Genomic DNA, 25724 nt, shown 5'->3' with positions numbered 1-25724 from the left:
AAGCCGGCCTTCTTAAAAGGCCGGCTTTTTCCGGATTACAGCGCTTGAGCAGCCGTAATTAACGCAAGATTGTAGACGTCTTCCGCATTACATCCTCTGGAAAGATCGTTTACAGGCATATTTAATCCTTGCAGAATCGGTCCGACCGCTTCAAAGCCGCCTAAACGCTGAGCGATTTTGTAGCCGATGTTTCCTGCTTCAAGGCTTGGGAATACAAATACATTCGCGTCTCCTTTAATATCGGAGTCCGGCGCTTTCTTCTCCGCAACAGACGGCACAAATGCAGCGTCAAATTGGAATTCGCCGTCAAGCGTAAGCTCAGGCGCTTTTTCCTTCGCGATTTTCACCGCTTCTGACACTTTTTCCGTCTCATCAGATTTTGCCGATCCTTTTGTAGAGAAGCTGAGCATGGCAACGCGCGGGTCAATATCAAACATTTGAGCCGTATTGGCGCTTTCAATGGCGATTTCAGCAAGGTCCTGGCTGTCAGGGGCAATGTTGATCGCGCAATCAGCGAACACATATTGCTCGTCACCGCGGGCCATGATGAAGACGCCTGATGTTTTTTTCACGCCTTCTTTTGTTTTGATAATTTGCAGTGCAGGGCGCACCGTATCGGCAGTAGAATGTGCAGCTCCGCTGACAAGTCCGTCCGCGAGACCTTTGTACACAAGCATCGTGCCGAAATAGTTCTCGTCTAACAAAGCTTTGCGGGCCTGTTCTTCCGTCGCTTTGCCTTTGCGGCGTTCTACGAAAGCCTGAACGAGTTCTTCCATGCCTTCATATGTATGCGGGTCAAAAATGTCAACGCCGTCAAGTGTAAGATTTAATTCTTTCGCTTTTGCTTGAATGTCTTCTTTATTGCCGACTACGATCGGCTTTAATACCTTGTTGCCCGCCAAATTGTTGACCGCAACCAGGATACGTTCGTCCAACCCCTCAGGAAATACGATTTTCACATCTTTTCCTGCTACTTTTTCTTGTACTTTTGTAAATAAATCTGCCACGATATACCCTCCTCTATGTTGACAAAAAACGCTTACTTTTACAGCATACTCTTCTTCCAGCTAAATTCAAATAACCAACTTCTATTATAGCGCTTTCAATAAGAAATCTTATTTTTCTAACTAATTTAACTGACGGGTAGTTTACGGCTTAGTTTCTGATACAAGGGGTGGGATTATTCAAGGTTTCTCCACAGCCGAAACGGTTAAACTGTGATATAGTGAAGGCATCAATGAAAAGATATAGGAGTGAAGATACATGAGTGAGCAGCAAAAAACGAACGAGGCCGCACAAACGCTTGACGGCTGGTATGCGCTTCACGATTTCCGCACAATGGACTGGACGTCATGGAAGCAGTTATCCAGCGATGAGCGCCTGTCGATTATACACGAATTTACGGGACTGCTTGAAAAATGGGGCGTCGCCCAAAAAGAAGGCAAAGGCTCGCAAACCATCTACAGCATCGTCGGACAGAAAGCTGATTTTATGCTGATGATTCTTCGCCCGACAATGGAAGAGCTGAACGAAATCGAGCTTGAATTTAATAAATCAAAGCTTGCTGAATTTACAATCCCGGCTTATTCTTACGTGTCCGTGGTTGAGCTGAGCAACTATCTGGCAAGCGGAGAAGGCGATCCGTATGAAAATCCGCATGTCCGCGCCCGCCTGTATCCTGAGCTGCCGGAAGCGAAATATGTCTGCTTCTACCCGATGGATAAGAGAAGAAGCGGAAATGACAACTGGTACATGCTTTCTATGGATGAACGCAGAAACCTGATGAGAAGCCACGGCTTAATCGGACGGAGCTACGCAGGCAAAGTCAAACAGATTATCACGGGATCTGTCGGTTTTGACGATTATGAATGGGGCGTCACGCTCTTCAGTGATGATGTGCTTCAGTTCAAAAAGCTTGTCTATGAAATGCGTTTTGACGAGGTCAGCGCGCGCTACGGCGAATTCGGCTCATTCTTTGTCGGAAACCGATTGTCTCTCGACACGCTTCCGAAGTTTTTGCACGTGTAACACCCACCCGCCTATCCGGCGGGTTTTTTCATTTGTCAGAATTTAAATAAGATTTGCTGTTTTAATCATTTTTTTTTTACGATGTTAAGGAGATTCCATTTTGTAAAGGGGTGCAGACAGTTGTCAAAACGAACCGCATTTATTATGGGCGCCAGTCAGGGGATCGGCAAAGCGATTGCTTTGAAACTGGCGGACAATGGCTTTCATACCGTCATTAATTCACGGGTTCCCGAAAATATTGAATCGGTAAAAGAGGAGATCCTCGCCAAGCATCCGGATGCGGGCGTCACCGTTCTGGCCGGGGATATGTCGGACCAGAAGACGAGAACCGGCATTTTTGAGGACATCAGATCAAAATGCGGACGGCTTGATGTATTGATCAACAACATTCCCGGCGGTGCGCCGGATACCTTTGAAAACTGTGATATAGAGAATATGACCAATACTTTTACGAATAAAACAATCGCCTATATCGACTCTATGAAAACGGCCGCAGCGATCATGAAGCAGCACGAATCCGGCAGAATCATTAATATCGTCGGAAACCTATGGAAAGAACCCGGCGCCGACATGTTCACCAACAGCATGATGAACGCCGCTTTAATTAATGCCAGCAAAAATATCGCCACTCAGCTTGCGCCTTTTCACATCACTGTCAACTGTCTGAATCCCGGATTTATCGCCACGGATCGTTATCAAAAATTTGTGCAGAACATGATGAAGAAAAACGGAATTTCCGAAGCGGAAGCGGAAGCACGGATTGCCTCGGACGTTCCGATGAAGCGTGTCGGAACCGCCGAAGAAACCGCGGCGCTGGCTGCCTTTCTCGCCTCGGAAGAAGCTTCTTATATTACGGGACAGCAAGTGTCGGCCGACGGCGGAAGCATGAAAAGCATATAAAAAAACATCCCGCTGTCAGCGGGGTGTTTTTTATAAACTTTATTTACCGATACAATGATTGGTCGGCCTTATGCTCATAACTGCCATATCTTCTGTAAGCAAAAACGCTGAGGACAAAGCCGATGAGGGTGACGGCCGCACAGATAAACCCGACAGCTGCATATCCGTATCCGACATAGACCGGACCCATGACAGCCGAGCCCAAGGTCACGGCCAAATTGGACGCCAGACTGTAAAATGCCATGATTTTGCCGCGGCGGCTATGTGAGCAATCGCTTAAAATGGTGCTGAGCAAGGTCACCGTCAGGCTTTGCATCAAGCCCCAGATGAATAACCCGATGACCAAAATCGGCATTGATGACGGCGCATAGGCGAGGCAGGCAAGCCATATGCTGATCACGGCCAATGCCGCGATCAAAGAGCGCATTTTCCCCGCCTTGTCTGCGATTTTCCCCGTGAACACGCTCATGGAAAAACCGATTCCGTACACCATGATCAGCAGCCCGGAAGCTGTATTTCCCCCCGGCAGCACGCGGTGAAGATATGTGCCGAGAAAGGAATACATGCCGTAAAAACCGATCATGTTGCAGAAGGTGATCGTGAGGTATACAGGGACGCGGGGCACCTTCAGCGCATCCCTGAAGGTGCCTGCCTGCCGTACGCTTTCCTCTTCTGTTTTGTTCCCGTCTGCCGTGCTGCGGCGCGCCTCAATGAAAATGAGCGAAGCAACGAGAACAGACATCAGGGCGAAAATCCAAAATGTCCACCGCCAATTCAAAACACCGCCGATAAAAGAACCGATGGGGACGCCGAAAATCAAAGCGAGCGACCAGCTTGAAACGATCAGTCCCATCACCTTGCCGCGGTACGCATAAGGCACACGGTCGCCGACGACTGCATATGCTGTCGGAACAAACGCCCCCGCCGCAAGTCCGGAAAGCGCTCTGCCCAGAAAGAAGAAAAAGAGATTGTGCGCCAGCGCGCAGATCACCGTGCCGGCCGTAAATATAAGCAGCCCTGCCATCAAGCTGAGTTCCCGGGAATATTTATCTCCCAGAGGAACCAGAAGCGGCGCGCCGATAAAAATCATCACTCCGTAAATACTGATGGAAAGCGCCAGCACACTGACATCCGAGCTGAAAGCCCGTGCTAAATCCGGAAGCAGCGGGGAAATCACCAGCTCTTCAGAACCCGCGGCAAATACGCCTAATGTCAAAGCAAGCGCGAGACAGAGCGGAAATCGGCGTTTCATTTCGATGTGATCGATTTGTTTGCTGTTCATGCTCTTTGAACACTTCCTCCGTAAAACTTTTTAACATTTGTTATTTCATAGTTTAGCATCCTTATTTTCCATTTTACATTTCATTCGAAAAAAAATTCTGTTTTTTTTATTTGCATTCAGATTTTAAATAATCCATTTATTTTATATTCGATAAATGATATAAAATATACCTTCCGGTTATGCTATAGTGATAGAATCATTCGTTAAGGTGGGTCATGAAATGAATAATGCTGGTTCAAAGGCCGCCCGCGCAAGCTTCGGCATGGTATTGATTCTCGGGACGCTCGCTTCATTCGGGCCGCTTTCGCTCGATATGTATCTGCCCGCTTTGCCTGAAGTGGCGGCCGATCTCCATACGACAGCGTCCCTTGCGCAGCTGAGCCTGACGTTTTGTCTTTTGGGGCTGGCGGTCGGCCAAATCGTTGTCGGGCCGCTCAGTGATATGATCGGGCGCCGGAAACCGCTGATTCTGTCATTGCTGCTTTATACGCTGGCATCTTTATTATGCGCCTTCAGCCCTTCTGTTTCGTTTTTAATTGTCATGAGGTTTATTCAAGGATTCACAGGAGCGGCCGGAATCGTCATTGCACGGGCTTCCGCGCGCGATATGTATTCCGGAAAAGAATTGACGGCTTTTTTCTCATTGCTGATGCTCGTCAATGGGGCGGCGCCGATTTTAGCGCCGATTACAGGGGGATTTATCCTTCAGTTTGCCGGCTGGAAAATCGTATTTATCGTGCTGGCGGTGATCGGCTGTATCATCTTTGCAGCAGTGCTTACGGCATTGCCTGAATCACTCCCGCCGGAAAGGCGGACAAGCGGCGGACTCCGGGAGACGCTGATGACGTTTCGCGGCCTGCTCGGTGACAGGATGTTTATGGGATTTGCGCTCAGCCAGGCATTTGTGATGACCGGCATGTTCGCATATATTGCCGGGTCGCCGTTTGTGCTGCAAAATATCTACGGCGTATCGGCGCAAATGTTCAGCCTGCTGTTTGCCGTAAACGGCGCGGGAATCATATGCGCCACCCAAATGACGGGACGGATGGCCAAAACACATGATGAACGGAAGCTGTTTGTCTCCGGATTGGTCATTGCCGTCATCGGGAGCGTCGCTTTGCTTTTATCGCTTGCTTTCGGTTTGAGTCTGACGGCGGTCTGCATTTCTTTATTTATTATTGTTTCTTCTGTCGGGATCGTCACGACGACAGGGTTTTCTTTGGCTATGCAGAAACAGGAGAAAGGCGCGGGAAGCGCAGCGGCTCTTCTCGGACTCCTGCCCTTTATCGGCGGCGCGCTTGCCGCTCCCCTGGTCGGTATTGCCGGAGAAGAAAACGCCTGGCCGATGGCTGTCAGCATTTTCGGTTTTCAGCTCTTTGCCGTTCTTTCCTACGTGCTGTCGGCAAAACGAAAAACAAAGTAAAGCCCGCCGCTTTTTACGGAGGGCTTTTTTTCTTATCCTGCTGCGCCTTTTTCCGAAGAAGCCGGCTCACGTTTCAGGCGTTTTTTGATACCGAAGTGGTAATACGCGTAACAGATGATCATCAACGGGACGCCGCAGTACAGGCCGATACGCTGGTCCGGAATAAAAATGAGACTGATTAAGATAAGACCGTAAACTGAAAATCCGAGGATAGGCACGATCGGATAAAGAGGCGTTTTAAATGCCAGGTCTTTCAGATTTCCTCCCTCAGCCAGAAAGCGTCTCCGGAAAACGAATTGTGAAGCGCAGATTGACATCCACGCGACGACGGTAATCATACCCGAGATGGAAATGAGCCACACGTACACCGTTTCAGCCGCGACTACACTTGTCAGCAGCGATAAACCTGAGATGGCGATGGTGATGAACAAGGCTTTCAGAGGCACGCCTTTTTTCGTCAGTTTTGTTAAGGAAGCGGGGCCCATTTTACTTTTTGATAGAGACCACATCATTCTGGACGAAGCGTACAGCCCGGAGTTCGCCACCGACAGCATGGCGGTCAAAATGACAAAGTTCATGATGTCAGCCGCATAGGGTACGCCGATTTTATCCAGCACAGCGACAAACGGGCTTTCGATGACCCCTGCCGTTTGGTACGGCAAAATGGACACGAGAACAAACATCGCCAGCACGAAGAAAAACAGCGTGCGCCATATGACGTTTCGGATTGAGCGGGGAAGCGTCTTTTCCGGATTTTCGCTTTCTCCCGAGGCGATTCCGACCAGTTCGGTTCCTTGGAATGAAAAATTCACCATGACAAGCGTAAACAGCACGGCCTGAGCCCCGTTCGGGAAAAGCCCTTTGTCCGTCGTAAAGTTTGACAGATACGGCGCCGTCTGCCCGCCATTAAAACCGACAAAGCCGAATACGGCAGCGCAGCCGAGAATAATAAATAATACAATAGCCATAACCTTAACGCTGGAAAACCAAAATTCCATTTCCGCAAAACTCCGTGCCGACAGCGCATTAATGGAGAAAATGACGACGCCGAATACAAGGCACCACACCCAAATCGGAACGGCCGGAAACCACCGCTGCATTAAAATCCCCGCCGACGTCAGCTCAAGCCCCACTGTATTGGCCCAGCTGAATGCGTACATCCACCCGATCGTAAAACCAGTAGACGGCCCGAGAAACTTTGCCGCATACGCCTGAAATGATCCTGCGACCGGCATGGCGACTGCAAGCTCCCCCAAACAAAGCATCACCAGATACATTAAGAATCCGCCGATCACATAAGCCAATATCGCGCCGATCGGTCCAGCTTCACTGATCGTAAAACCGGAGCCCATAAACAGCCCCGTCCCGATCACGCCGCCGAGTGCGATCATAAACAAATGCCGGCCCTTCATCGTGCGCTGCAATTCATTTTGATTGGTATCTCCCTGCATATACATCCCCCTTATTCCGTTATGTCAGCCTTTTGTGCGATGTCTAATCGATAGCTGTGCAAAAGGTGCAGCGTCGTCTGCTGAATGAGTTTCGGCAGAACATGGAATGTGTACGGTTTATACACCCGTTCCGTCCATTTATGGCCATCCTTGCCGTATACCCCCATATTGACTGACGGAATATTTAATTCCCTTATTTCTTTAAAAGGAATCGTCCCGATGACATCCCAGCCCGGAAAATTATCGGTAAAGGCGGCGACCTCCGCGTCTGTTTCATGCAGCGATAAAAAGCTTCCGTCCGCTAAATAAGGAAAAAACTTTTTAAAGATGAATGTTTCCCCCGTTGACGCCGCTGTTTTATCGACGGCTTCTTGAATGACATGCTGCAAAAGCCGGTCCCGCGTGCTCTCTTTCTTCAGATAATTGTGCGGAAGGTACGGCGGCGCATAAAAAATAATAACCTTGGCGCCCTGCTCAGGATCCAGTTTTTGCAGTTCCTCGACGGCTTTAAAGCATCTCATCCGCAGTTCAAGATGTTCATATGTTTTAAATGCCTGCTCTATACACTGAGCCGGGTCGATGCCGCGGCTTCTCAGCCTTTTCAAGTAATCTTCCAGACTGTACACTTGAACGTTCCATGTGATGTCTTTTTTCGGGAGGCTCGTTCTCTCGCAGTATTCGTCGTAATAATCAGATAATTTTTGTTCTGTCTCTTTGCATGCTTCCTCAGCCACGGCAGTCAGCTGATTCATGACTTCTTTGGCGGTTTTTTCGTAAATAAAATAATTAAAATAGACATGGCTGCTGACGGCGGTCTGCACGTTATACGCTTCCTTGTTGTCACGCTGGTAGAGGCAGGTCGGCGGCAGCACAAGCTCCCCTTCAATGTTTTCCGCCATATGAATATTGTTGTGGATTCTTCTGGTGATTTCTGAGGCGATCAAATTCGGATCGATGCCGGACAGCGTATCACCGACATGCACCTCCCGCCCGTAAATCGCAAAGCAAGGCAAAAGCTTCCCTGCCGCGCCCGTGTAGATGTACCTTGTCGTGTCACCTTCATACAGCGGGGTGATGAAGTCGTTATTAATCGCTGCTAAATATCGAAGCTGCTTTTCTCGTTTCAGCCGTTTTAATTCAGAAATGCTCGTTAAAATGCCGGAGTGCTGGCTTTCTTCATCCGGGTTTGCCATGAACAGAATATGGCCCGGCAGCTGATCGCGCCGTTCAGAAAAGTGAAGCAGATTGGTGAGATGAACGGCAATACCGCTCTGCATATCAACCGAGCCCCTTCCGAACATCCACTCGCCTGAGCGGGCGTCCCGCTGCACATCCCGATCAAATTCATAGCTTGAGAAATATTCCGCGAGACGGTCGGAATCAAAAGCGATATCTTTTAAAGGGCCGAAGTCTTCTATGCCGACCGTATCAAGATGAGCGTGATAAATGACCGTATTCAGACTGTCACCGTTTCCTTCAATAAAAGCGAAGATATTCTTGCGGCCGTAAGGGTCCTCAGGAATCGCCTGCTCCCACACATGTGACGGGTTTTCCTGAAAGTAGGGAAAGCTCTTGATCATATCTTTGATATAGTCGGCTTTTTTTCCTTCTCCCAATGTGCCGTTGATGCTGTTTAACGCCACCAGTGATTTCGTAATGGCTTCTATTTTCTCCTCCGGAAGCATCTTGCTGAGCTGCTGATACATGTTCCATCCCCCTTACCCTCATATAGAGAAAATAGCGCGACTCTTTTTTCATCGCGCTATTTCCGAAAGATTAATAGGCTTCAGACGTTGTTTTCGCCTGCATATGAAGAATCAGATAGTCAGGTCCTCCGGCTTTTGAATCCGTTCCTGACATATTGAAGCCGCCGAACGGCTGGTATCCGACAATCGCTCCGGTACAGCCGCGGTTGAAGTATAGATTTCCGACGTGAAAATCTTCGCGGGCGCGTTCAATGTGCGCGCGGGTTTTCGATAACAGTGCACCTGTCAGTCCGTAATCCGTATTATTGGCGATCTCAAGCATATGGTCGAAATCCCGGGCTTTTGAGATCGCGACGACCGGCCCGAAAATTTCCTCCTGCATCAGGCGGGCGTTTTCATCAACATCCGCAAAAATGGTCGGCTGAATAAAGTATCCTTTCGAATCATCACCTTCGCCTCCCGTCAGAAGCTTTCCTTCTGTTTTGCCGATTTCGATATACTTCATGACTTTATTATAAGACGCTTCATGGATGACAGGCCCCATGTATGTATCAAAATCTTCCGGACTTCCGACAGTGAGTGACTTCGTTAAAGCGACGGCTTTTTCGACAACTTCATCATAAACGTCCTGATGAATCACCGCACGGGAACCGGCTGAACATTTTTGGCCTGAAAATCCGAAGGCGGAATACACGATTGAGGAAGCGGCAAGATCAAGATCAGCATCTCTGTCTACGAGCACCGTATCTTTTCCGCCCATTTCGGCGATTACCCGTTTCAGCCATTTTTGGCCCGGCTGCACTTTTGCGGCTCGTTCATAAATGCGGCATCCGACCGCGCGGGAGCCTGTAAACGACACAAATCTCGTTTTCGGATGCTCAACCAGGTAGTCGCCGATTTCTCCTCCGTCGCCCGGTATGAATTGGAGCACGCCGTCCGGCAGGCCCGCTTCCTTCATCACTTCAACGAATTTCGCCGCCACGACAGGCGCCGCATCCGCCGGTTTCAGCAGTATCGTATTGCCTGTTACGATGGCTGCCGCCGCCGTTCCCGCCATGATCGCAAGCGGGAAGTTGAATGGAGAAATGACGATCCCCACCCCAAGCGGCTCATAATGATACTGATTATATTCTCCGTCACAGCTCTTTACAGGGGAACCGTCTTTCAGCTTCAGCATCTGACGGGCATAATACTCTAAAAAGTCGATCGCTTCCGCCGTATCCGCATCCGCTTCCTTCCACGGTTTTCCGGCTTCTTTCACTAGATACGCGGAGAATTCATGCTTTCTTCTGCGGATGATCGCCGCCGCTTTAAACAGCACATTCGCACGGTGTTCCGGCCGTACTTTTTTCCATGTTTGAAATGTCTGCAGCGCAGCCTGCATGGCCTTTTCCGCATGTTCTTTTCCGGCCGCCGATACAGAGCCGATCACTTCTTTTTTATCAGCCGGATTGACGGAAATGATCTTTTTATCCGTCTCAATCGCTTCACCGTTGATGATAAGCGGATAATGCTTGCCGAGCTGTGAATTCACATAAGCCAGCGCTTCTTGAAACGATTGTTTATTTGTCTCTTCCTGAAAATTTGTAAATGGTTCGTGTGCGTATGAAACTGTCATTAGAATTCCTCCCTGTATTTTGTAATGTGTGCTCACGCTTTATGAAGATGCAAGAAGCATACCAGCATAACAATTAGCCGAAAGCAGACGAAGCTTGTCTGAATCTGTCGGCTGCATTCAGTAATGCAAAGAAATTTTGCGATCTCCTATATAAAAGACGTAAAATATTTTTGCAGATCACCCTTATACCCAGCCGCGGAATCGGGCCGCTTCAGCCGACTTTCTGATGCCCGTCATATAGGCGGCCAAGCGCATATCGACTTTGTGGGTATGCGCTGTCTGATAAATGGATTCAAACGAATTCACCATGACGCTGCGCAGTTTTCCGGCGACTTCCTCCTCAGACCAGTAAAAGCCTTGATTATTTTGCACCCATTCAAAATAAGATACCGTCACGCCGCCGGCGCTTGCCAAAATATCCGGCACGAGAAGCACGCCTCTTTCATTCAGAATTTTCGTGGCGTCTATCGTTGTCGGCCCGTTCGCCGCTTCCACAATGATTGAGGCTTTAATGTGATGGGCGTTTTCAGCTGTAATCTGATTGGAGATTGCGGCAGGCACGAGAATATCACAGTCTTTCTCCAGCAGCTCCCGGTTCGTTATGATATCTGAGAAGAGATTCGTCACCGTGCCGAAGCTGTCCCGCTTATCCAACAAGTAATTAACGTCAAGGCCGTCAGGATCATACAAAGCGCCATGAGCGTCTGAGATGCCGATCACCTTGGCGCCGGCGTCATGCATAAATTTAGCGAGAAAGCTCCCCGCATTTCCGAACCCCTGAATGATGATGCGCGCATTTTCCAATGGAATCCCTTTTTTCTTAACGGCTTCCTCAATACAAATCGTGACGCCTTGCGCGGTCGCTGTTTCCCGCCCTTGTGAACCGCCGAGAACGATCGGTTTGCCCGTAATGAATCCCGGTGAATCAAATTCTCTCAGGCGGCTGTATTCGTCCATCATCCAAGCCATAATCTGCGAGTTGGTATATACGTCGGGAGCCGGAATATCCTTTGTCGGACCGACAATCTGGCTGATCGCCCGCACATATCCGCGGCTCAGCCGTTCCAGTTCACCGAAAGACATTGTCCGCGGATCACAGATGATGCCGCCTTTTCCGCCCCCGTAAGGAAGGTTTGTGATGCCGCATTTTAAGGTCATCCAGATGGAAAGCGCCTTGACCTCTTCCTCACTGACTTCCGGGTGAAACCGCACGCCCCCTTTTGTCGGGCCGACAGCGTCATTGTGCTGCGAGCGGTAGCCCGTGAAAACCTGTACTGATCCATTGTCCATTTTGACAGGGATGCGGACGGTCAAAAGCCGCATCGGCTCTTTCATCAGGTCATACATATTGTCAGGATAGCCCAGTTTGCGCAGGGCCTCTTTTATGATCGATTGTGTTGACAGGAACAAATCAAGAACTTCTTTTTCTTCGTCTTTCTGATTGCTTTTAGAAAGCGGGTTGGCTGACATGTTTTATCACCTCATCGTATTTTACGTGTAAGCTTCAATTACCGGCAGAACAAATTGTAAGCGTTTTTACACCAAGACCCATCAGTCCCTTTCACATAGTCGTTACGTCCCTTTTTATATGCAAGATTCATGCCAGCCTTTTGTGCATAAAAAAAGAGACTGTTGTCAGCCTCTCAGATTAAAGAGAAAGGAAGATTTGAAGACGTATACAGAAGAAACATTATTGCTTTTATTAAAATCTAATACGTCTTAAACGTACAGAAAACGTTGTTTCTTTGAAGGGAACACTATTTAGAGATATACTTCCTTCCATTTGCTCTACTAATCTCTTAGTAATTGTCAGCCCCAATCCGCTTCCCTGATAATTGGTGTTTCTCGAGTCCTCTAATGTGTACATTCGTTCAAAGACACGGTCTTTATGCATTTCATTTATCCCTTTTCCTTTATCTGATATTTCTACAAAAACATCATGATCAGTTATTCTGATCTTTAAACCCACCATCTTACCATCAGAACCATATTGAATTGCATTCGTAATTAAATTATTTAGAACCCTCTCAATTGCATCTTCATCTCCGCTAACAAATACAGGATCATCGGGTATATCAATCACTACTTCAAATTCTTTGCTTATTAAAATTTCGTAGTAATCCAAAATTATTTTTCGGCTGACTTCACATATATCAATTCGTGAAGAATTTAATTTTTTATCTCCTGACTCTAATTTTACAAGTTCAAAAAAACGGTTTATTAACGCTAATACCTCGACCGTTTTTAAATTAACTGTTTTTAGTAAACTCATAATCTTTTCCGAAGTCAGACTTTTATCGTTATTTATAATTTCAATATAACCTAGTATAACTGTTAAAGGCGTCTTTAAATCGTGTGAAATATTTGATAACATTTTTCGCATGGACAGTTCAATACTATTGTAGTTCCCTTTGATCTTTTGATTATGGTCTAAAAGACGGTTTATTTGAATTAACAAGGATTTTATATATTTATCATCCGTGTTAAGCAATAATCTTTCTCCTGTCTCTTCATTAACAACTTTTCGAAGTTTATTTCTAATATATTTAATCTCAGTCCTTAGATGTAATCGGCTTCGGAAAAGAAATATATTTACTGCTGCAGAGGATATGAATAAAATAACCAACATATAAAACAATTTAAAAATCTCCCAACTTATAACCGATTCCCCACAAAGTTTTTATGTACATTGGATGAGACGGATCGTCCTCAATTTTCTCTCTAAGCCGTCTAATATGAACATTAATTACATTCTCATCTCCATGATACTCATCTTCCCATACGGATTTATAAAGTTGAGCCTTAGTATATACTTGTGAAGGATTAGAAATAAAGAGTTTTAAAATATTAAATTCTTTTGCCGTGAGATTAATCTTTTCATTGAATTTTTTAACAGAAAAGCCATGCAGGTCAACACTCAAATCACCTATTTTAATGATTTTTTCTTCCTTTGGAGACAGGGAGCTCTTATAGTGTCTTTCTCTTCTAATGGTTGCTTTAATTCTGGCTAATACTTCCAGCATAGAAAAAGGTTTAGAAATATAATCATCAGCTCCGAGGCCGAGACCAAGTGCCTTATCTACATCTTCATCTTTTGCAGACATGATAAGAACTGGAATCATGCTTTTAGAACGAATCATTCTTAAACATTCCATACCATCTATCTTCGGAAGCATTAAATCCAATAATATAACCTCAAACTTTTGTGTGTTCAATATGTCTAAAGCTTCTTCACCGTCAAAAGCTGCTGTTACTTCAAACCCTTCTTTTGTTAAACTTTCGCTTACCATATCGCTTATGAATTGGTCGTCTTCTACAATTAATATTTTGTAACCCAAGCTTTCCGCTCCTTAAATATAAAACTGATATTCTTAACTCACTGTTTATTTCAATCATTATACAGATAATTAATCTCATTATAATTCTTTTTTATCCAAAAAGAGATAAATACTCCAAAACATTTTTAATACAAACAAATAAGACAACCATTCTTCAATAGCGGGAATTGTTGTCTTGTGTTTTTCTCTTTTTATCTAACCTTTATCGAACCCTAAATAGACTTACTTTATTACTTCCCGCGCCAATTTCACCTTTTTTCAGTTTTACGCCATCATCTAGATCAAGCGTTACATCAGAATTACTCTGAGCAAAAACAGCAAGTGAAGTTGGCGCTTTTTTATAAGATACACCTATATCTCCTGATTTCGTATTTACTGATAAAGATTTTCCTTCTGTTATGTCCTTGATTGAAACCGTCCCATCTATAGAAGAAACCTTTACATTAGAACTACTGGGTTATTTCAATATTGTTCATACCTGAATCGGGAACATTAATATAGATTGTGCCGCCCTGTTTTCCAAAAGTAAATCCTTGACATCGCCATAATTTTCTTCAATATGTAATTTCTCCTCACTTATATTAAATCTTTTTGTTCTATTTTACGGTAAGAAAGATAACCCACTGAAAGACCAAATAAACAAAGTATAATTGGAATGATAATAAATTGACTTAAACTGACTGTTTCTCCTCCGTCGGAAACTGTTGCATTAATAAAGAACCCGATTATGACAGCCCAAGTGATTGCAGCAGCAGTTGATTTTTTTCTCATGCCGAAAAATAAAGGAATCAGACTCACTCCTCCCATCATAAAAGCGGTGAGAAGAGTCGATGGCATAGCGGAAATAACTTCACTCATTTCAACAGGCTTCTCGAATAAATATAAGTGCGGACTCACGAAGAGAATTAACAAGTTAATAACAAAAGTAGCAATAACAATACTTACAAAGCAGAATAGGAAGACAATAGATAGTTTAGCTTGCATTAATTTTTTTCTTTGTAAAGGATAAGTAAACAGCAATTGTATTGTTTTATTTTTATATTCATCAATAACTAAACGGGATAAAATCACAGCAGAAAAACTAATAAACACAATTCTAATAAGAATATTAGTTAGAGATATAAAATCTGCATAATCACGAAACATAAGTTCATTTTCATTTTTAGATTCCCATCCCATAAGAGCCGCTAAGGCAAAGATGATTAATATCCAAAGTGCCACCCATTTAAAATACTGTGATAAGTGATGTTTTTTGTACTCTAATTTCATAAGTTTTAACATGCTAATAGCCTCCAGCAGAAGAATTTAAGACAATGCAAATAAAGTGCATAACACAGACGGGCATTCTATCTAGTGTGTATTCCCTCTCCATTCATAGAATTTAAGAAGTATTCTTCTAAAGAACTGTGTTTTTTATTTATACTTTCTATACCAATGTCATTCAGAATAAGTGCTTTAGAGATTTCTTGTTGTGTAACTGCTGTTTCATAGATCCGAATTAATTGTTGATCAATCATTTTAAAATTTCTTATCCCCAGATTTTGCTCTAAAATATATAACGCTTTTTTTATATTTTGGACTTTTACCTCTATATACTCTGTTTGTTTTCCGTTTATACTCTTCATAGAAACTTCTTTTATTAACTTGCCATTCTGTATGATACCAATAGTATCTGACATTTGTTCCATTTCGGCTAAAATGTGACTGGAGACTAATAATGTAATTCCATATTCTCTGCAAAGTAACTTAAAGAGATCCCTCAACTCTTTTATACCTATTGGATCCAGGCCATTAATTGGCTCGTCTAAAATGAGAAGTTCTGGTCTTGTAGAAATAGCTCTGGCTATTCCTAACCTTTGTTTCATTCCTAAAGAAAACTCTTTCACTTTTTTATTATCAATATTATGTAACTTTACAAGCTCGATAGCGTGGTCGATGGATTTTTTATCGTAATAGCCCATATATTCACAATGGAAATCTAAATTTTCTTTAGCAGTGAGGTTGTCATAGAAAATGGGATATTCAATAATGGTGCCCATTCTTTTTAAAACTTCAAATGATGTATCTGTTAATTTCTCACCGAAAATTTCGATTTCACCGCTTGTAGGCTTGATTAAATTTGTAATCATTTTCATAATGGTTGTTTTACCTGCCCCATTGGGACCCAAGAATCCATAAATCTCCCCTTTTTTCACGTGCATATTAACTCCGGAAACAACTTCTTTTCCTTTAAATGATTTTGTAAGCTGACTCGTTTTTAAGATGTATGTCATTCGCTTTCCCCTTTCCCTATATACTCCTACTATATAAAGGAAAGTTCTCTTTTCTCTTAAGCAAATATTACTTTTTTCTTAAGATTTTTCTAATTAAATCCTATCTCCATTCTATAAATCATTTTTTGTTTTTTTAGGATGCATGATGTCCATAGGAGAAGAAAGGGAGGATCTCTTAAATTTCAGGTCCCTAACTGACCGCCATCTCCAAGACATTTTTGATGAAATTGTTCTTCAGGCCAGCAATCATGATATAGTGGGCGGTCATATCTTATTCACCGGCAAACACAAAAACGAAGACATCCGCTGTCTTCGTCTTCTGCGCTACCGGTGAGCCGTCTGCCAGTCAAATCCGATGGTGTCATCATTCCACGGGATTCTTTTTTCATCCGGCTGATCCGGATTGTAGGACATTGTCGTGAAATAAATAATGGTCAGCGGCGTTTCTCCCAGCACTCTGTACCCGTGCGCGACACCTTTGGGAATGAGAAGGAGCATCGGATTGTCTTCTCCCATGTAGTAGACATCCGTTTCTCCCTTGGTTGCTGACTCTTCGCGAAGGTCATGCAGCACGACCTGGGCGTGGCCCGTCGGGAAAAACCACAGGTCATCCTGTTTCTCGTGATAGTGAAATGCTTTAATGACGCCGGGATAGCTTTTGGACCAGGAAGCCTGCCCGAATCGCTCCAAGAGATGTTCATCGTCGCGGACGAGTTCTGAAAAGAACCCCCGGTCGTCACTGTGTTTGGTCAGCTTTTTGATTTTTACGCCTTCGATCACTTGCATTGCCCCTCCCTTTGTAAATAATCACGCAGCGCATCCCGCCAGTGCCTCATGCCGAGCCCCTGCCGTTCAATCGACTCAAGGCTCAACACCGAGTAAGCGGGGCGCGGCGTCTCATTTCCGTATTCCTCCGTCGTGACGGGCAGCACGGCGGTGGTTCTGCCGCTTTCTTCAAAAATAGCCTTGGCGAATTCATACCAGCTGCACACTCCGCTGTTTGCGGCGTGGTACAAGCCCGGCGGCTTGTCAAACAGACCAATCACCGTTTCGGCTAAATCCTTTGTGTACGTCGGTGCGCCGACTTGATCGTTAACGACACGAACCTGATCATGTGTATCCGCAAGCCTGAGCATCGTATTGACAAAGTTGTGCCCGCCGCTGCCGTACACCCACGATGTTCTGATAATGGTATGATTTTTTCCTGTTAACCGGATCAGTTCTTCACCGAGTTTTTTGCTTTTTCCGTAAATCGTGCCGGGGTCTGCGGGATCATCCGTCTGATAAGGCCGTGTTCCTTTGCCGCTGAAAACGTAATCGGTGCTGATGTGAATGAATCTCGCTCCGGTGTTTTCAGCCTCAAGCGCGGCATAATAAGCGCCGATTCCGTTTATTAAATACGCTTTGTCGAGCTCCGTTTCACATTTGTCAACGGAGGTGTATGCCGCCGTATTGACGACGATATCCGGCTTGTAATGGCTGAATGAGTGCCGCACCGAACGCTGGTCGGATATATTCATCATCGCTTTTGTCAGGGCGATCACCTCATACCCTTCCCGCTTCAGCAGGCGGCATAATTCCCGCCCCAGCTGGCCGGCAGCTCCGGTTACTAATACCTTCGTCAATCGGATCCCCTTCTTTCCGATCAGTCTTGGCTGTCTGTATACCAGCGAATGGTTCTTCTCATTCCTTCTTCAAATGTGACCTGCTGCCGCCAGCCCAGTTCATTTTTCAGCTTTGAGGCATTGATGGCGTAACGGCGGTCATGCCCTTTTCTGTCTTCGACATGAACAAACCGCTCCTCCACTCCGAGCTCCTTCATGATAAATCCCGCCAGATCTTTATTCGTCCGTTCATTTCCGCCGCCGATATTGTAAATGTCACCGAGCGTTCCATTTTCCAGCACGAGCTTAATGGCGCGGCAATGATCCTCGGCAAACAGCCAGTCTCTGATCTGCATCCCGTCGCCGTACAGCGGAACCGGCGTACCGTTTACGGCGTGCCTGATAATGGTCGGAATCATTTTCTCGTGATGCTGGTAAGGCCCGTAATTGTTGCTGCATCTCGTGATGATGGCAGGGAGCTTATGGGTTTTCACATAAGACATGACGAGCAGGTCTGAGCCCGCCTTGCTTGCGGAATACGGATTATTCGGAGAAAGCGGCGTCGTCTCTGTGAAAGCGGGATCGTCCGGCCCCAAATCTCCGTACACCTCGTCTGTGGAAATGTGAATCAGCCTGCCGGCTTTGCCCTGTAACACCGCGTCCGCCAGTCTGTATGTGCCCATCACATTTGTTGTGATAAACGGCTCTGCCTGATTAATGCTTCTGTCCACATGGGATTCAGCCGCAAAATGAATGACAGCGTCATACATTTGGGAAAAGGCTTTATCAATGTCTTCTTTTTTGGAGATGTCACCTTTGATAAAACGGAAACGGCCGTGCTTTTTTAAGGCTTCTATTTCAAGCGGCCTGCTTGCATACGTGAGATTATCCAGAACGGTAATCTGCGCGTCCGTTTCTTTCAGCATCATGTTTGTAAAGGTAAGGCCGATAAATCCTGCGCCGCCTGTAATTAAATATGATTTTGGCATGATTAATGTTCCTGTCCTTTCTGTATTGCCTGCTGCGCCAGGCTTCCGGCAAGATAGAGCGATTCATGCGTGCCCGCATCCACCCACCAGCCCGTTAACACATCATACGTCAGCTCGCTGTGTTCAATGTATAAATTATTGACATCGGTAATTTCCAGTTCGCCGCGTTTTGATGGAGAAATTTGTTCAATATAAGAAAACACTTCTGCGTCATACATGTAAATCCCTGTGACACATAAGCTGGTCGGCGGATGCTCCGGCTTTTCAATGATCGACTTGATCCGTTTGTTTTCTTCATCAATCTCGGCGATGCCGAAGCGCTCCGGATCGTCAACTTCTTTCAGCAGCACTTTTGCCCCTTTTCCCTGCTGTGCGAAACGTTCCGTATAAGGTTTTAATGAATCTTCGAAAATATTATCTCCTAAAAGCAGGACGAAGGGGTCGCGTCCGGTGAACCGCTTTGCGTACGATAAACCGTCCGAAATCCCTGATGCGGCGGGCTGAACCTGGTATGTGATCGACACGCCGAGCTCTTCTCCGGTTTCAAGAAGCTTATGAAATTGCGGAATATACTCTTTTTGCGTAATCAGCAATATATCCGTAATTCCCGCTTCTTCCAGCTTCATGATCGACCAGTAAATCATCGGGTACGGACCGACAGGGAGTAAATGCTTATTAACCGCTTTCGTCAGCGGCATAAGGCGCGAGCCGGTGCCTCCGGCTAAGATAACACCTTTCACATGAACACTTCCTTACGTGTGGTTTTATCACAAATCATAAAGAATCGCCGCCGCCCGTTTGATGCCTCTCCCGTCAACCAGCGGCGTTCCGTTCTGATGAAGCCCGAGCCGTCTCGGATAATCCGCAGCCAGCTCAGACATATGCCGAGCGAGCACGTCTGCCGGAGTGTGTTCTCCCAGGCCGAGATGAACGGCGGCGCCCCGTGCGGCGAATTTTTCAGCCGTCACGGTTTGATGCGCCACTTGAGAAAGAACGATGCAGGGCACACCCGTACAAATGGTTTCATATAAAGTGATGCCGCCGGACACGACGGCCATATCAGCCCTCGTAAGAAGTGCGGCCATGTCATTTGTCTGCCTTACCATCTCGGCATAAGGCATTTGCGCGATAAGCGTGCGCACGTCATCAGCGTGAGCCGCGGCTCCGCCCATGACAATAATCACTTGTTTTCGATGAATATCCGGAATCCGGCGGCATGCTTCTATCACTTTAAAGACAAGCTTCTTCGGATCGCTTCCTCCTAAAGAAACCAAAATGGTCCGGCATTCTTTTCTCAGCTGATAGTGCTGTTTGGCTTTTTCAAATTCCGGATGAAGAATGATATATTCCGGGCCTTCATATATAACGGCTCTGCCCATTTTCATTGTCCGGCTTTTCAGCCCGCCATATATGCCGTTTATGACGGCATCACATAAATGAATGACATGCTCCCGCTTTTCTTCAAATAAGACGATGCGTGCCGATGAATGCCGTCTGATTTCTTCAAGCCAGTCAGAAGGCATATCAAGCACGTCGAATATGAGCATGTCAGGAGCCTGCCTGTTTATTTCCCGGACAATAAATTCCTTCTGTCCCTTGTCAGGCTTGATGATCACTTCCCATTGATCAGCAGACAGGTATGAAGAAGCCTCCTTATTGGTGTAAAACGTGATTGAGCATTTATTCAAAATGGCGCCGGCAAGCAGCTTCATCCTGACGGCGTGCCCCATACCGATTTCACGGCCCCCATCTGCGAATATCAAAACCCGCATCCTAATCAGCCTCTTTTTGCCGGATCATTTGATTAATCGCCCTGAGCTCAGGATCGCTATTCAGCAGATGAATCAATTCTTTTGCCGGAATATCAGGGTGCGAGCCTGCTTTTTCGTATAGCTCGCGTGCCAGCCTGTAGTCCTCTTCGGTATCGAGGGTCAGCCGCAAATGAGGAGCCCGGAGTTCCTGCGGGGGTTCGGGAAAGAGCAGCCGGTACCTCTCAGGAGATTCTCTAATTAAAAGCGTGACATGCTCCTGATATTTGTTTGCCAGCGTTTTGTCGGCATTGATCTCCGTTAGAAGGCGCGCGTTAACCGCCTCGCCGCCGATGCCGAGCGGCGTACCGCTGATATACGTGTAGTCTGCATGCTGGTCTGAATGCGATTGAATCAGGACATCGAGCAGCGAAGGGTCGACAAACGGGTTATCTCCAGTCAGTCTGACTGCGATGGCCGGTTTTACTTGTTCAATGACTTGCGCAAACCGGTCAAGCACGCGCTGTTCGCTGCCCCGGTGCACCCGGTAGTGCTTGCTGAGGCAGTGCGCGTACAGAATGTCGTCGGTCTTGCTGTCGGACGTGGCCACGATCAGATTATCCCGCGCTTGATCGTAATACGCGCTTTGCCGAACCCTTTTGACAATCATATCGAGGATGGTATACCCGCCGATCGGTTTCAGCACTTTGCCGGGAAGACGCCCGCTCCCCATCCGCGCCTGAATGATGAACAAAATGTCAGTCATCATAAGAGCTGCCTTTCGTCAAAAGGTCATCCCAAGTGATACCCGTGTCGGCAGGGATATCCCTGACCGCACGCGCCCCGTCAATTAAAAGCTCAAAATACCTCGGGTGAAGCCCCTGCGGTTTTTGGCCGGGACGAAGGACGGCAAGATTATCCGCCGTAAAACATTCGCCTTTTTGAATCGGCGCTGTTGAAAAAATGCCTCTGTAAGCGAATTTTCTGATATCCCCTTCAATCGGTGTCGTGGTCTTATGGGAGCTTCCCGACAGCATTTCCGGCACCGGAGCGTGATGCCCCTGCCGCAGCTCTTGTTCAACTGACCGGATCGCCGCAACCATTTCTTTTAATTCATCCGGGTTGAGGGCGAAGGAGTGATCAGCGCCGGGCAGATTTTTGTCGATCGTAAAATGCTTTTCAATCAGTTTCGCTCCGAGCCTGACAGCCGCGCACGGCACATCATACGGATGCGCGCTGTGGTCAGAAAAACCGATCACAGCATCAGGGAAAGCGGCGGCAAGCATGGGAATGACGCTCAGATTGCTGTGTTCAGGCGGAGCGGGATATTTCGCCACACAGTGCATGATTGCAATTTCTTTGTTCCCCTCGCCGGTAATGGTTTGATAAGCCTCCTGAATATCTGAAATATCAGCACCCGCGGTTGAAAAGATAATCGGGGTCTTCAGCCCCGCCACATATTTCAATAACGGCAGATGATTCAGCTCGTAGGAGGCGATTTTAAAGGCGGGCGGGGAAGTCGCATAGAGTAAGTCGGCAGAGCCTTCGTCACATACCGTGCTTAAAAACAGCACGCCTTTTTTCTTACAATATTCAAGCAGCGGTTCGATCCATTCAGCGGGCATTTCCATTGATTGCACGAGTGAAAAAATAGAGACGTCTTTTCCCGCAGCGGTTTTGTATAGACCGGGGTCTTTCTGATACATTTTGTCAGCCTGAAACATTTGGAACTTGACCGCATCCGCGCCGGCCTCACTGGCCGCATCTATCAATTCAAACGCCTGGTTCAGTTTTCCGTCATGATTAATCCCGGCTTCGGCGATAATGAAAACGGGCGAATCTCCGCCGATTGACTTCGATCCGATTTTGCATGATGCCATCAGTCCGCCCCCTTCCCGGGCCACACATGATAGTAATAATAAGATGCATCCGCTTTAAAGCCCATTCGTTCATACAAACGGATGGCTCTTACATTGTGGAGCTGCGTGCCCGCTGATACAGTCTTATGCTGAAAGCGCAGTGATTGTTCAATAATGCGCGCCGCTAAATGGTATCCCGCTCCTTTTCCTTCAAATCCCGGCTTTACCGCCATCAGATCAAGGACGAATTCATCGCCTTTAGAAAGCCCCTGCACAAAGCCCACGGTCTCTCCCTTATATTTGGCGGCGAATTGTAACGAAGCCCTGCCTTCCGCGTTATTCCGCGCCCACTCTTCAAACAGGCGGTTTGCACTTTCATAGCTGAGATGGGGGTCCTGATAATACCTGCTTTTTGTAAAGGCATCTCGGGCCAGCCGGCTGATCGCTTCCGCGTCGCCGGGACCGGCTTCTGCAATCTCAAATGGCGGCGTGCTGTTAAATACACGCACCGGGCTGACGAGTTTGAACAGACTCCCGACAAAACAAGCATTTGGAAGCTGCTGCACGACCTGCATCGCGCCGACATCCTCAGCCGGTATTTTAATAAATATAAAATCAGTGCCGTCCGCCCGCCTTGACGCGTAAAATTCCTGAAACAGCCTTTTGAGCTGACCGGTGCTGTTTGCGGCTGCAAGCTTCACATTGATGATTTTTTTTTGGAACAATTGACTTTCCCACGAAGAGCTCTCATATAAAATCACGCCTTGAAGGCTGTTTTCTTCCAATAAACAGAGTGACGACTCATAGGCCTCCGGCTGAATGCCCTTCTGTTGCAGAAAAGCTTGAATCACATCCTGTGCAAGATTTCTCTTCAGTCTGTACACCTAATCAGCCCCTTTGATGATATCCGTAACGGCCGCAATGACGTATTCAACGTCATCATCTGTCATTGACGGATAAAGAGGGAGTGATACGGTGCGGTGATAATACGCGGCCGCGGCCGGAAAATCAGTTTCCTTATATCCGTACGTTTTTTGATAATACGGATGAAACGGAACCGGAATAAAATGAACGCTTGTGCCGATGTTATATTGATCTTTTAAAGCGGAAATCAGATCGTTCCGGCTGATCCCGGTTTCCTGCTCCTCTATTTGAAGAACATACAAATGCCATGCATGCCGCCCGTCATCACTGACATATGGGACGGTCAGCCCTTTCATGTCTCTGAAAGCGTCCTGGTAGCGGCTTGCAATTTCAGCCCTTCTTTGCTGCATGCTGTCAATCCGTTTCAGCTGGTGAAGCCCAAGCGCTGCCTGAAGGTCAAACATATTCATTTTATAGCCGGGCGCTTCGACCTCGTAATACCAGCTTCCGTTTGAAGAATAGCGGTTCCACGCGCCTTTGCTCATCCCGTGAAGGCTGAGCACCCTGATCTGATCGGCAAGCCCGTCATCATCGGTCGTCAGCATGCCGCCTTCACCGGTTGCCAGGTTCTTTGTCGCGTAGAAACTGAATGCCGTCGCGTCCCCGATTGATCCGACCATTTTCTGTTTATACGTGGTGTACACGGCATGTGCGGCATCCTCTAAGACAAACAGCTGATGCTTTTTAGCGATGGCCAGAATCCGATCCATATCACACGACTGGCCGGCGAAATGAACGGGCACAATCGCCTTTGTCCGCGGAGTGACGGCCGCCTCAATGTTCTCAGGGTCCGCATTCAGCGTAAGCGGGTCAATATCAACAAACACCGGAACGGCGCCTGTATGCACGATGGTATTGGCTGTTGAACTGAACGTCACGGCAGACGTGATGACCTCGTCGCCGGGACCGATTCCTTTCGCTTTCAAGGCCAAAAACAAAGCGGCGGTACATGAGTTCAGCGCGATCGCGTGCTTTGCTCCCGTCCAGGCGGCAAAAGCTTTTTCAAACGCCTCCACTTTCGGTCCCTTTGAAAGCCAGCCCGTTTCTAGCGTATCAATAACCTCCTGAATTTCGTCCTTCCCGATCATGGGCAATGAATAGGGAAGAAAAGCTGATCTTTTTTGCACCATTTTCTTTGCGCTCCTATCGTTTTTATGACGAGTCAGCCTTTTTGAAGCCAACTCCGGTTTTTTCCTGAAGCACCTGACATAAAGCCGCAAGCGAATCCTGAACCGGGTAGTTCGCCGCGATAAAAGCCCGGCGCGCCTGTTCCGCCTTTTGATATGCTGCGGGGCTTTCGCATACCCGGATTAATTCCTGAGCCAGTGCCTGCGGGTCCTCAAAGGCAAATTCCCCGAGTGAATGATAATAAGGGTATTGGCGGGTTCCCGCTGATTTTCCGATCAGCACGGGTTTTTGAAACAGCATTGCTTCAAGACCGACCGTTGATGTCTGTGTCACCGCGGCGTCAACATACGGGAGAATATCGTAAAGCCCCATTTCTTTCTTGATGATTTTGCCGGCTTTGTATTTCCGCAGCACCTGATTGTAAGCATCCAGCTTGTTTTTGCCGATTTCCCACGGATGCGGTTTAATAATGAGCTGCATGTTCTTATGCTTGACAAGTTCATCAAGCACCCTCGTGTAAAAGTCATCAGAGAACGGCTGCGTGGCGATCAGCACCGTCCGCTGCGACGGGAGAAAGGAAAGCTTGCGGTAAAACGTGTCTTTATCTATCGGTTCTCTTGAGAAGATCTCATCGAAGCGGGGATGCCCCGTGATGATGATTTGTTCATCCCTGCAGCCCTTCGCTTTATACCACTCCGCTTCATAAGCCCCGAATACAGCCTGATAGTCCGTAAACACGGGCAGAAACGCTTCATCTCCCATGAGCGCTCCGTGCTGAAGACAGATGCTGACGGCGTTTTTTTTCGCACACATCAGCGCCAGCACACGGCTGTAAATATCCTCTGTTGTGCCGACCACAACGGCGGAAATGGGCTCAGCCGTAAACAAAATATCAAGCGCATCAATCGCTTCAATAAATAAAGGAATATCTTTATATAATCGCTCCTGAAATTCTCTGTTTCCGAAAGCGGGATGGCTGTGCAGCTCTTTCAGAATGGCATGGGCTTTTTCAATATAGGGGACGGGGTTCCCTTTTTGGCCCATTCCTGCCAATTCCAATTTGCAGATAACGGGAAGCCCGTGATGGTCAGGCAGACTCCATCTGGCCAGTACCGCTGTTTTTGCCGGATCAAACTGCCGGTAATTTTCCTCGGTGAACCGAAGATGGTCGAAATGCAGAATGAGTTTTCCATTTACCGGTTTCTCACCTGTTTTCTTAATGGATTGCTTCTTTTGATCAAAATAAGACTGAATATCGGCTTCAGGAATATGCCGGTCGGCGGAACCGAAAAGCTCTGGGTTCTGTTCCATGCTCTCACGAAGCGCCGGGCTGATATATTGATAAAAATTACTGATCAACGCGAGCGGAATGTCTTTGTAGCGAAGTGACTGAAAAAGGTCAATATACTGCCGGTACAGCACCCAATAGTTCGCTAAGTATGCCGACAAGCCC

General features: G+C 46.9%; 24 protein-coding genes. 3 read left to right on the top strand and 21 right to left on the bottom strand.

Translation table 11 applies throughout. The annotated features are described in order from the left end of the window. Window positions 1-35 precede the first annotated feature (35 nt). The gene (gene pta / locus ACH32G_RS06375) at window positions 36-1007 is read right to left on the bottom strand and encodes a phosphate acetyltransferase (protein WP_045926607.1); all 972 of its coding nucleotides are present in this window, start codon (window positions 1005-1007) and stop codon (window positions 36-38) included. A 256-nt stretch (window positions 1008-1263) separates the two neighbouring features. Here pta and hemQ point away from each other — a divergent pair, with 256 nt between their 5' ends. Together hemQ and ACH32G_RS06365 are read left to right on the top strand one after the other, a co-directional pair. After that, a complete protein-coding gene (gene hemQ, locus ACH32G_RS06370) occupies window positions 1264-2028 on the top strand; it encodes a hydrogen peroxide-dependent heme synthase (RefSeq protein WP_016937570.1) in 765 nt (254 codons plus the stop codon). Window positions 2029-2148: 120 nt separating this feature from the next. Continuing rightward, a complete protein-coding gene (locus ACH32G_RS06365) occupies window positions 2149-2928 on the top strand; it encodes an SDR family oxidoreductase (protein ID WP_264819327.1) in 780 nt (259 codons plus the stop codon). A gap of 43 nt (window positions 2929-2971) precedes the next feature. Here the strand turns inward: ACH32G_RS06365 and ACH32G_RS06360 are convergent, their stop codons facing one another. Next, window positions 2972-4210 (bottom strand): MFS transporter, encoded by a 1239-nt coding sequence (locus ACH32G_RS06360; RefSeq protein WP_016937563.1) that lies wholly within the window; start codon window positions 4208-4210, stop codon window positions 2972-2974. Between the two features lie 220 nt (window positions 4211-4430). Between ACH32G_RS06360 and ACH32G_RS06355 the strand changes: the two genes are divergently transcribed. Continuing rightward, window positions 4431-5633, top strand: a complete 1203-nt coding sequence (locus ACH32G_RS06355) for a multidrug effflux MFS transporter (RefSeq protein ID WP_448814124.1) — start codon at window positions 4431-4433, stop codon at window positions 5631-5633. Window positions 5634-5665: 32 nt separating this feature from the next. Here the strand turns inward: ACH32G_RS06355 and ACH32G_RS06350 are convergent, their stop codons facing one another. The 19 genes from ACH32G_RS06350 to ACH32G_RS06260 form a co-directional block, all read right to left on the bottom strand. After that, window positions 5666-7084, bottom strand: coding sequence for an amino acid permease (locus ACH32G_RS06350; protein ID WP_448814123.1), 1419 nt, complete (start codon window positions 7082-7084; stop codon window positions 5666-5668). Between the two features lie 11 nt (window positions 7085-7095). After that, a complete protein-coding gene (locus ACH32G_RS06345) occupies window positions 7096-8790 on the bottom strand; it encodes a M20 family metallopeptidase (RefSeq protein ID WP_448814122.1) in 1695 nt (564 codons plus the stop codon). A gap of 70 nt (window positions 8791-8860) precedes the next feature. Next, window positions 8861-10408 carry an L-glutamate gamma-semialdehyde dehydrogenase gene (pruA, locus tag ACH32G_RS06340; RefSeq protein WP_448814121.1) on the bottom strand — a complete coding sequence of 516 codons (1548 nt, stop codon included), beginning with the start codon at window positions 10406-10408 and terminating at the stop codon, window positions 8861-8863. A gap of 183 nt (window positions 10409-10591) precedes the next feature. Continuing rightward, a complete protein-coding gene (locus tag ACH32G_RS06335) occupies window positions 10592-11878 on the bottom strand; it encodes a Glu/Leu/Phe/Val family dehydrogenase (RefSeq protein WP_016937558.1) in 1287 nt (428 codons plus the stop codon). A 232-nt stretch (window positions 11879-12110) separates the two neighbouring features. Beyond that, the gene (locus tag ACH32G_RS06330; protein ID WP_016937557.1) at window positions 12111-13046 is read right to left on the bottom strand and encodes a sensor histidine kinase; all 936 of its coding nucleotides are present in this window, start codon (window positions 13044-13046) and stop codon (window positions 12111-12113) included. Between the two features lies 1 nt (window position 13047). Continuing rightward, window positions 13048-13746, bottom strand: a complete 699-nt coding sequence (locus ACH32G_RS06325; protein ID WP_045925782.1) for a response regulator transcription factor — start codon at window positions 13744-13746, stop codon at window positions 13048-13050. A gap of 202 nt (window positions 13747-13948) precedes the next feature. Further along, on the bottom strand, window positions 13949-14146 hold the full coding sequence (locus tag ACH32G_RS06320; protein WP_395941062.1) for a hypothetical protein: 198 nt from the start codon (window positions 14144-14146) through the stop codon (window positions 13949-13951). Window positions 14147-14322: 176 nt separating this feature from the next. Then, entirely contained in the window at window positions 14323-15027 is a 705-nt protein-coding gene (locus tag ACH32G_RS06315; RefSeq protein ID WP_448814120.1) for an ABC transporter permease, read from the bottom strand. 65 nt (window positions 15028-15092) lie between these two features. Further along, window positions 15093-16019 (bottom strand): ABC transporter ATP-binding protein, encoded by a 927-nt coding sequence (locus ACH32G_RS06310; RefSeq protein ID WP_016937554.1) that lies wholly within the window; start codon window positions 16017-16019, stop codon window positions 15093-15095. 324 nt (window positions 16020-16343) lie between these two features. Continuing rightward, window positions 16344-16799 (bottom strand): dTDP-4-dehydrorhamnose 3,5-epimerase family protein, encoded by a 456-nt coding sequence (locus ACH32G_RS06305; RefSeq protein ID WP_047476039.1) that lies wholly within the window; start codon window positions 16797-16799, stop codon window positions 16344-16346. Continuing rightward, the gene (gene rfbD / locus ACH32G_RS06300; RefSeq protein WP_448814119.1) at window positions 16796-17644 is read right to left on the bottom strand and encodes a dTDP-4-dehydrorhamnose reductase; all 849 of its coding nucleotides are present in this window, start codon (window positions 17642-17644) and stop codon (window positions 16796-16798) included. Before rfbD ends, ACH32G_RS06305 begins: the two co-directional genes overlap by 4 nt. A gap of 20 nt (window positions 17645-17664) precedes the next feature. Then, window positions 17665-18612: a dTDP-glucose 4,6-dehydratase gene (gene rfbB / locus ACH32G_RS06295; protein WP_045925779.1), complete on the bottom strand. Its 948-nt coding sequence runs from the start codon at window positions 18610-18612 to the stop codon at window positions 17665-17667. Between the two features lie 2 nt (window positions 18613-18614). Beyond that, window positions 18615-19352 (bottom strand): sugar phosphate nucleotidyltransferase, encoded by a 738-nt coding sequence (locus ACH32G_RS06290; protein ID WP_016937550.1) that lies wholly within the window; start codon window positions 19350-19352, stop codon window positions 18615-18617. A 27-nt stretch (window positions 19353-19379) separates the two neighbouring features. Then, window positions 19380-20384 (bottom strand): PseG/SpsG family protein, encoded by a 1005-nt coding sequence (locus tag ACH32G_RS06285; RefSeq protein ID WP_049627604.1) that lies wholly within the window; start codon window positions 20382-20384, stop codon window positions 19380-19382. A 1-nt stretch (window position 20385) separates the two neighbouring features. Then, a complete protein-coding gene (locus ACH32G_RS06280) occupies window positions 20386-21126 on the bottom strand; it encodes a cytidylyltransferase domain-containing protein (protein WP_448814118.1) in 741 nt (246 codons plus the stop codon). Continuing rightward, window positions 21119-22240 (bottom strand): N-acetylneuraminate synthase family protein, encoded by a 1122-nt coding sequence (locus ACH32G_RS06275; protein WP_016937547.1) that lies wholly within the window; start codon window positions 22238-22240, stop codon window positions 21119-21121. Before ACH32G_RS06275 ends, ACH32G_RS06280 begins: the two co-directional genes overlap by 8 nt. Then, complete coding sequence (locus ACH32G_RS06270) at window positions 22240-23103, bottom strand: GNAT family N-acetyltransferase (RefSeq protein WP_016937546.1); 864 nt, start codon at window positions 23101-23103, stop codon at window positions 22240-22242. Before ACH32G_RS06270 ends, ACH32G_RS06275 begins: the two co-directional genes overlap by 1 nt. Further along, on the bottom strand, window positions 23104-24273 hold the full coding sequence (locus tag ACH32G_RS06265) for a DegT/DnrJ/EryC1/StrS family aminotransferase (RefSeq protein WP_016937545.1): 1170 nt from the start codon (window positions 24271-24273) through the stop codon (window positions 23104-23106). It lies immediately after the preceding gene. Between the two features lie 22 nt (window positions 24274-24295). Next, window positions 24296-25720: a capsular polysaccharide export protein, LipB/KpsS family gene (locus tag ACH32G_RS06260; RefSeq protein ID WP_016937544.1), complete on the bottom strand. Its 1425-nt coding sequence runs from the start codon at window positions 25718-25720 to the stop codon at window positions 24296-24298. Window positions 25721-25724 lie beyond the last annotated feature (4 nt).

The organism is Bacillus sp. CIS52, from assembly GCF_053545315.1.
The sequence above is the reverse complement of the archived record's forward strand: the minus strand, read 5'-3'. Positions and strand labels throughout refer to the sequence as shown.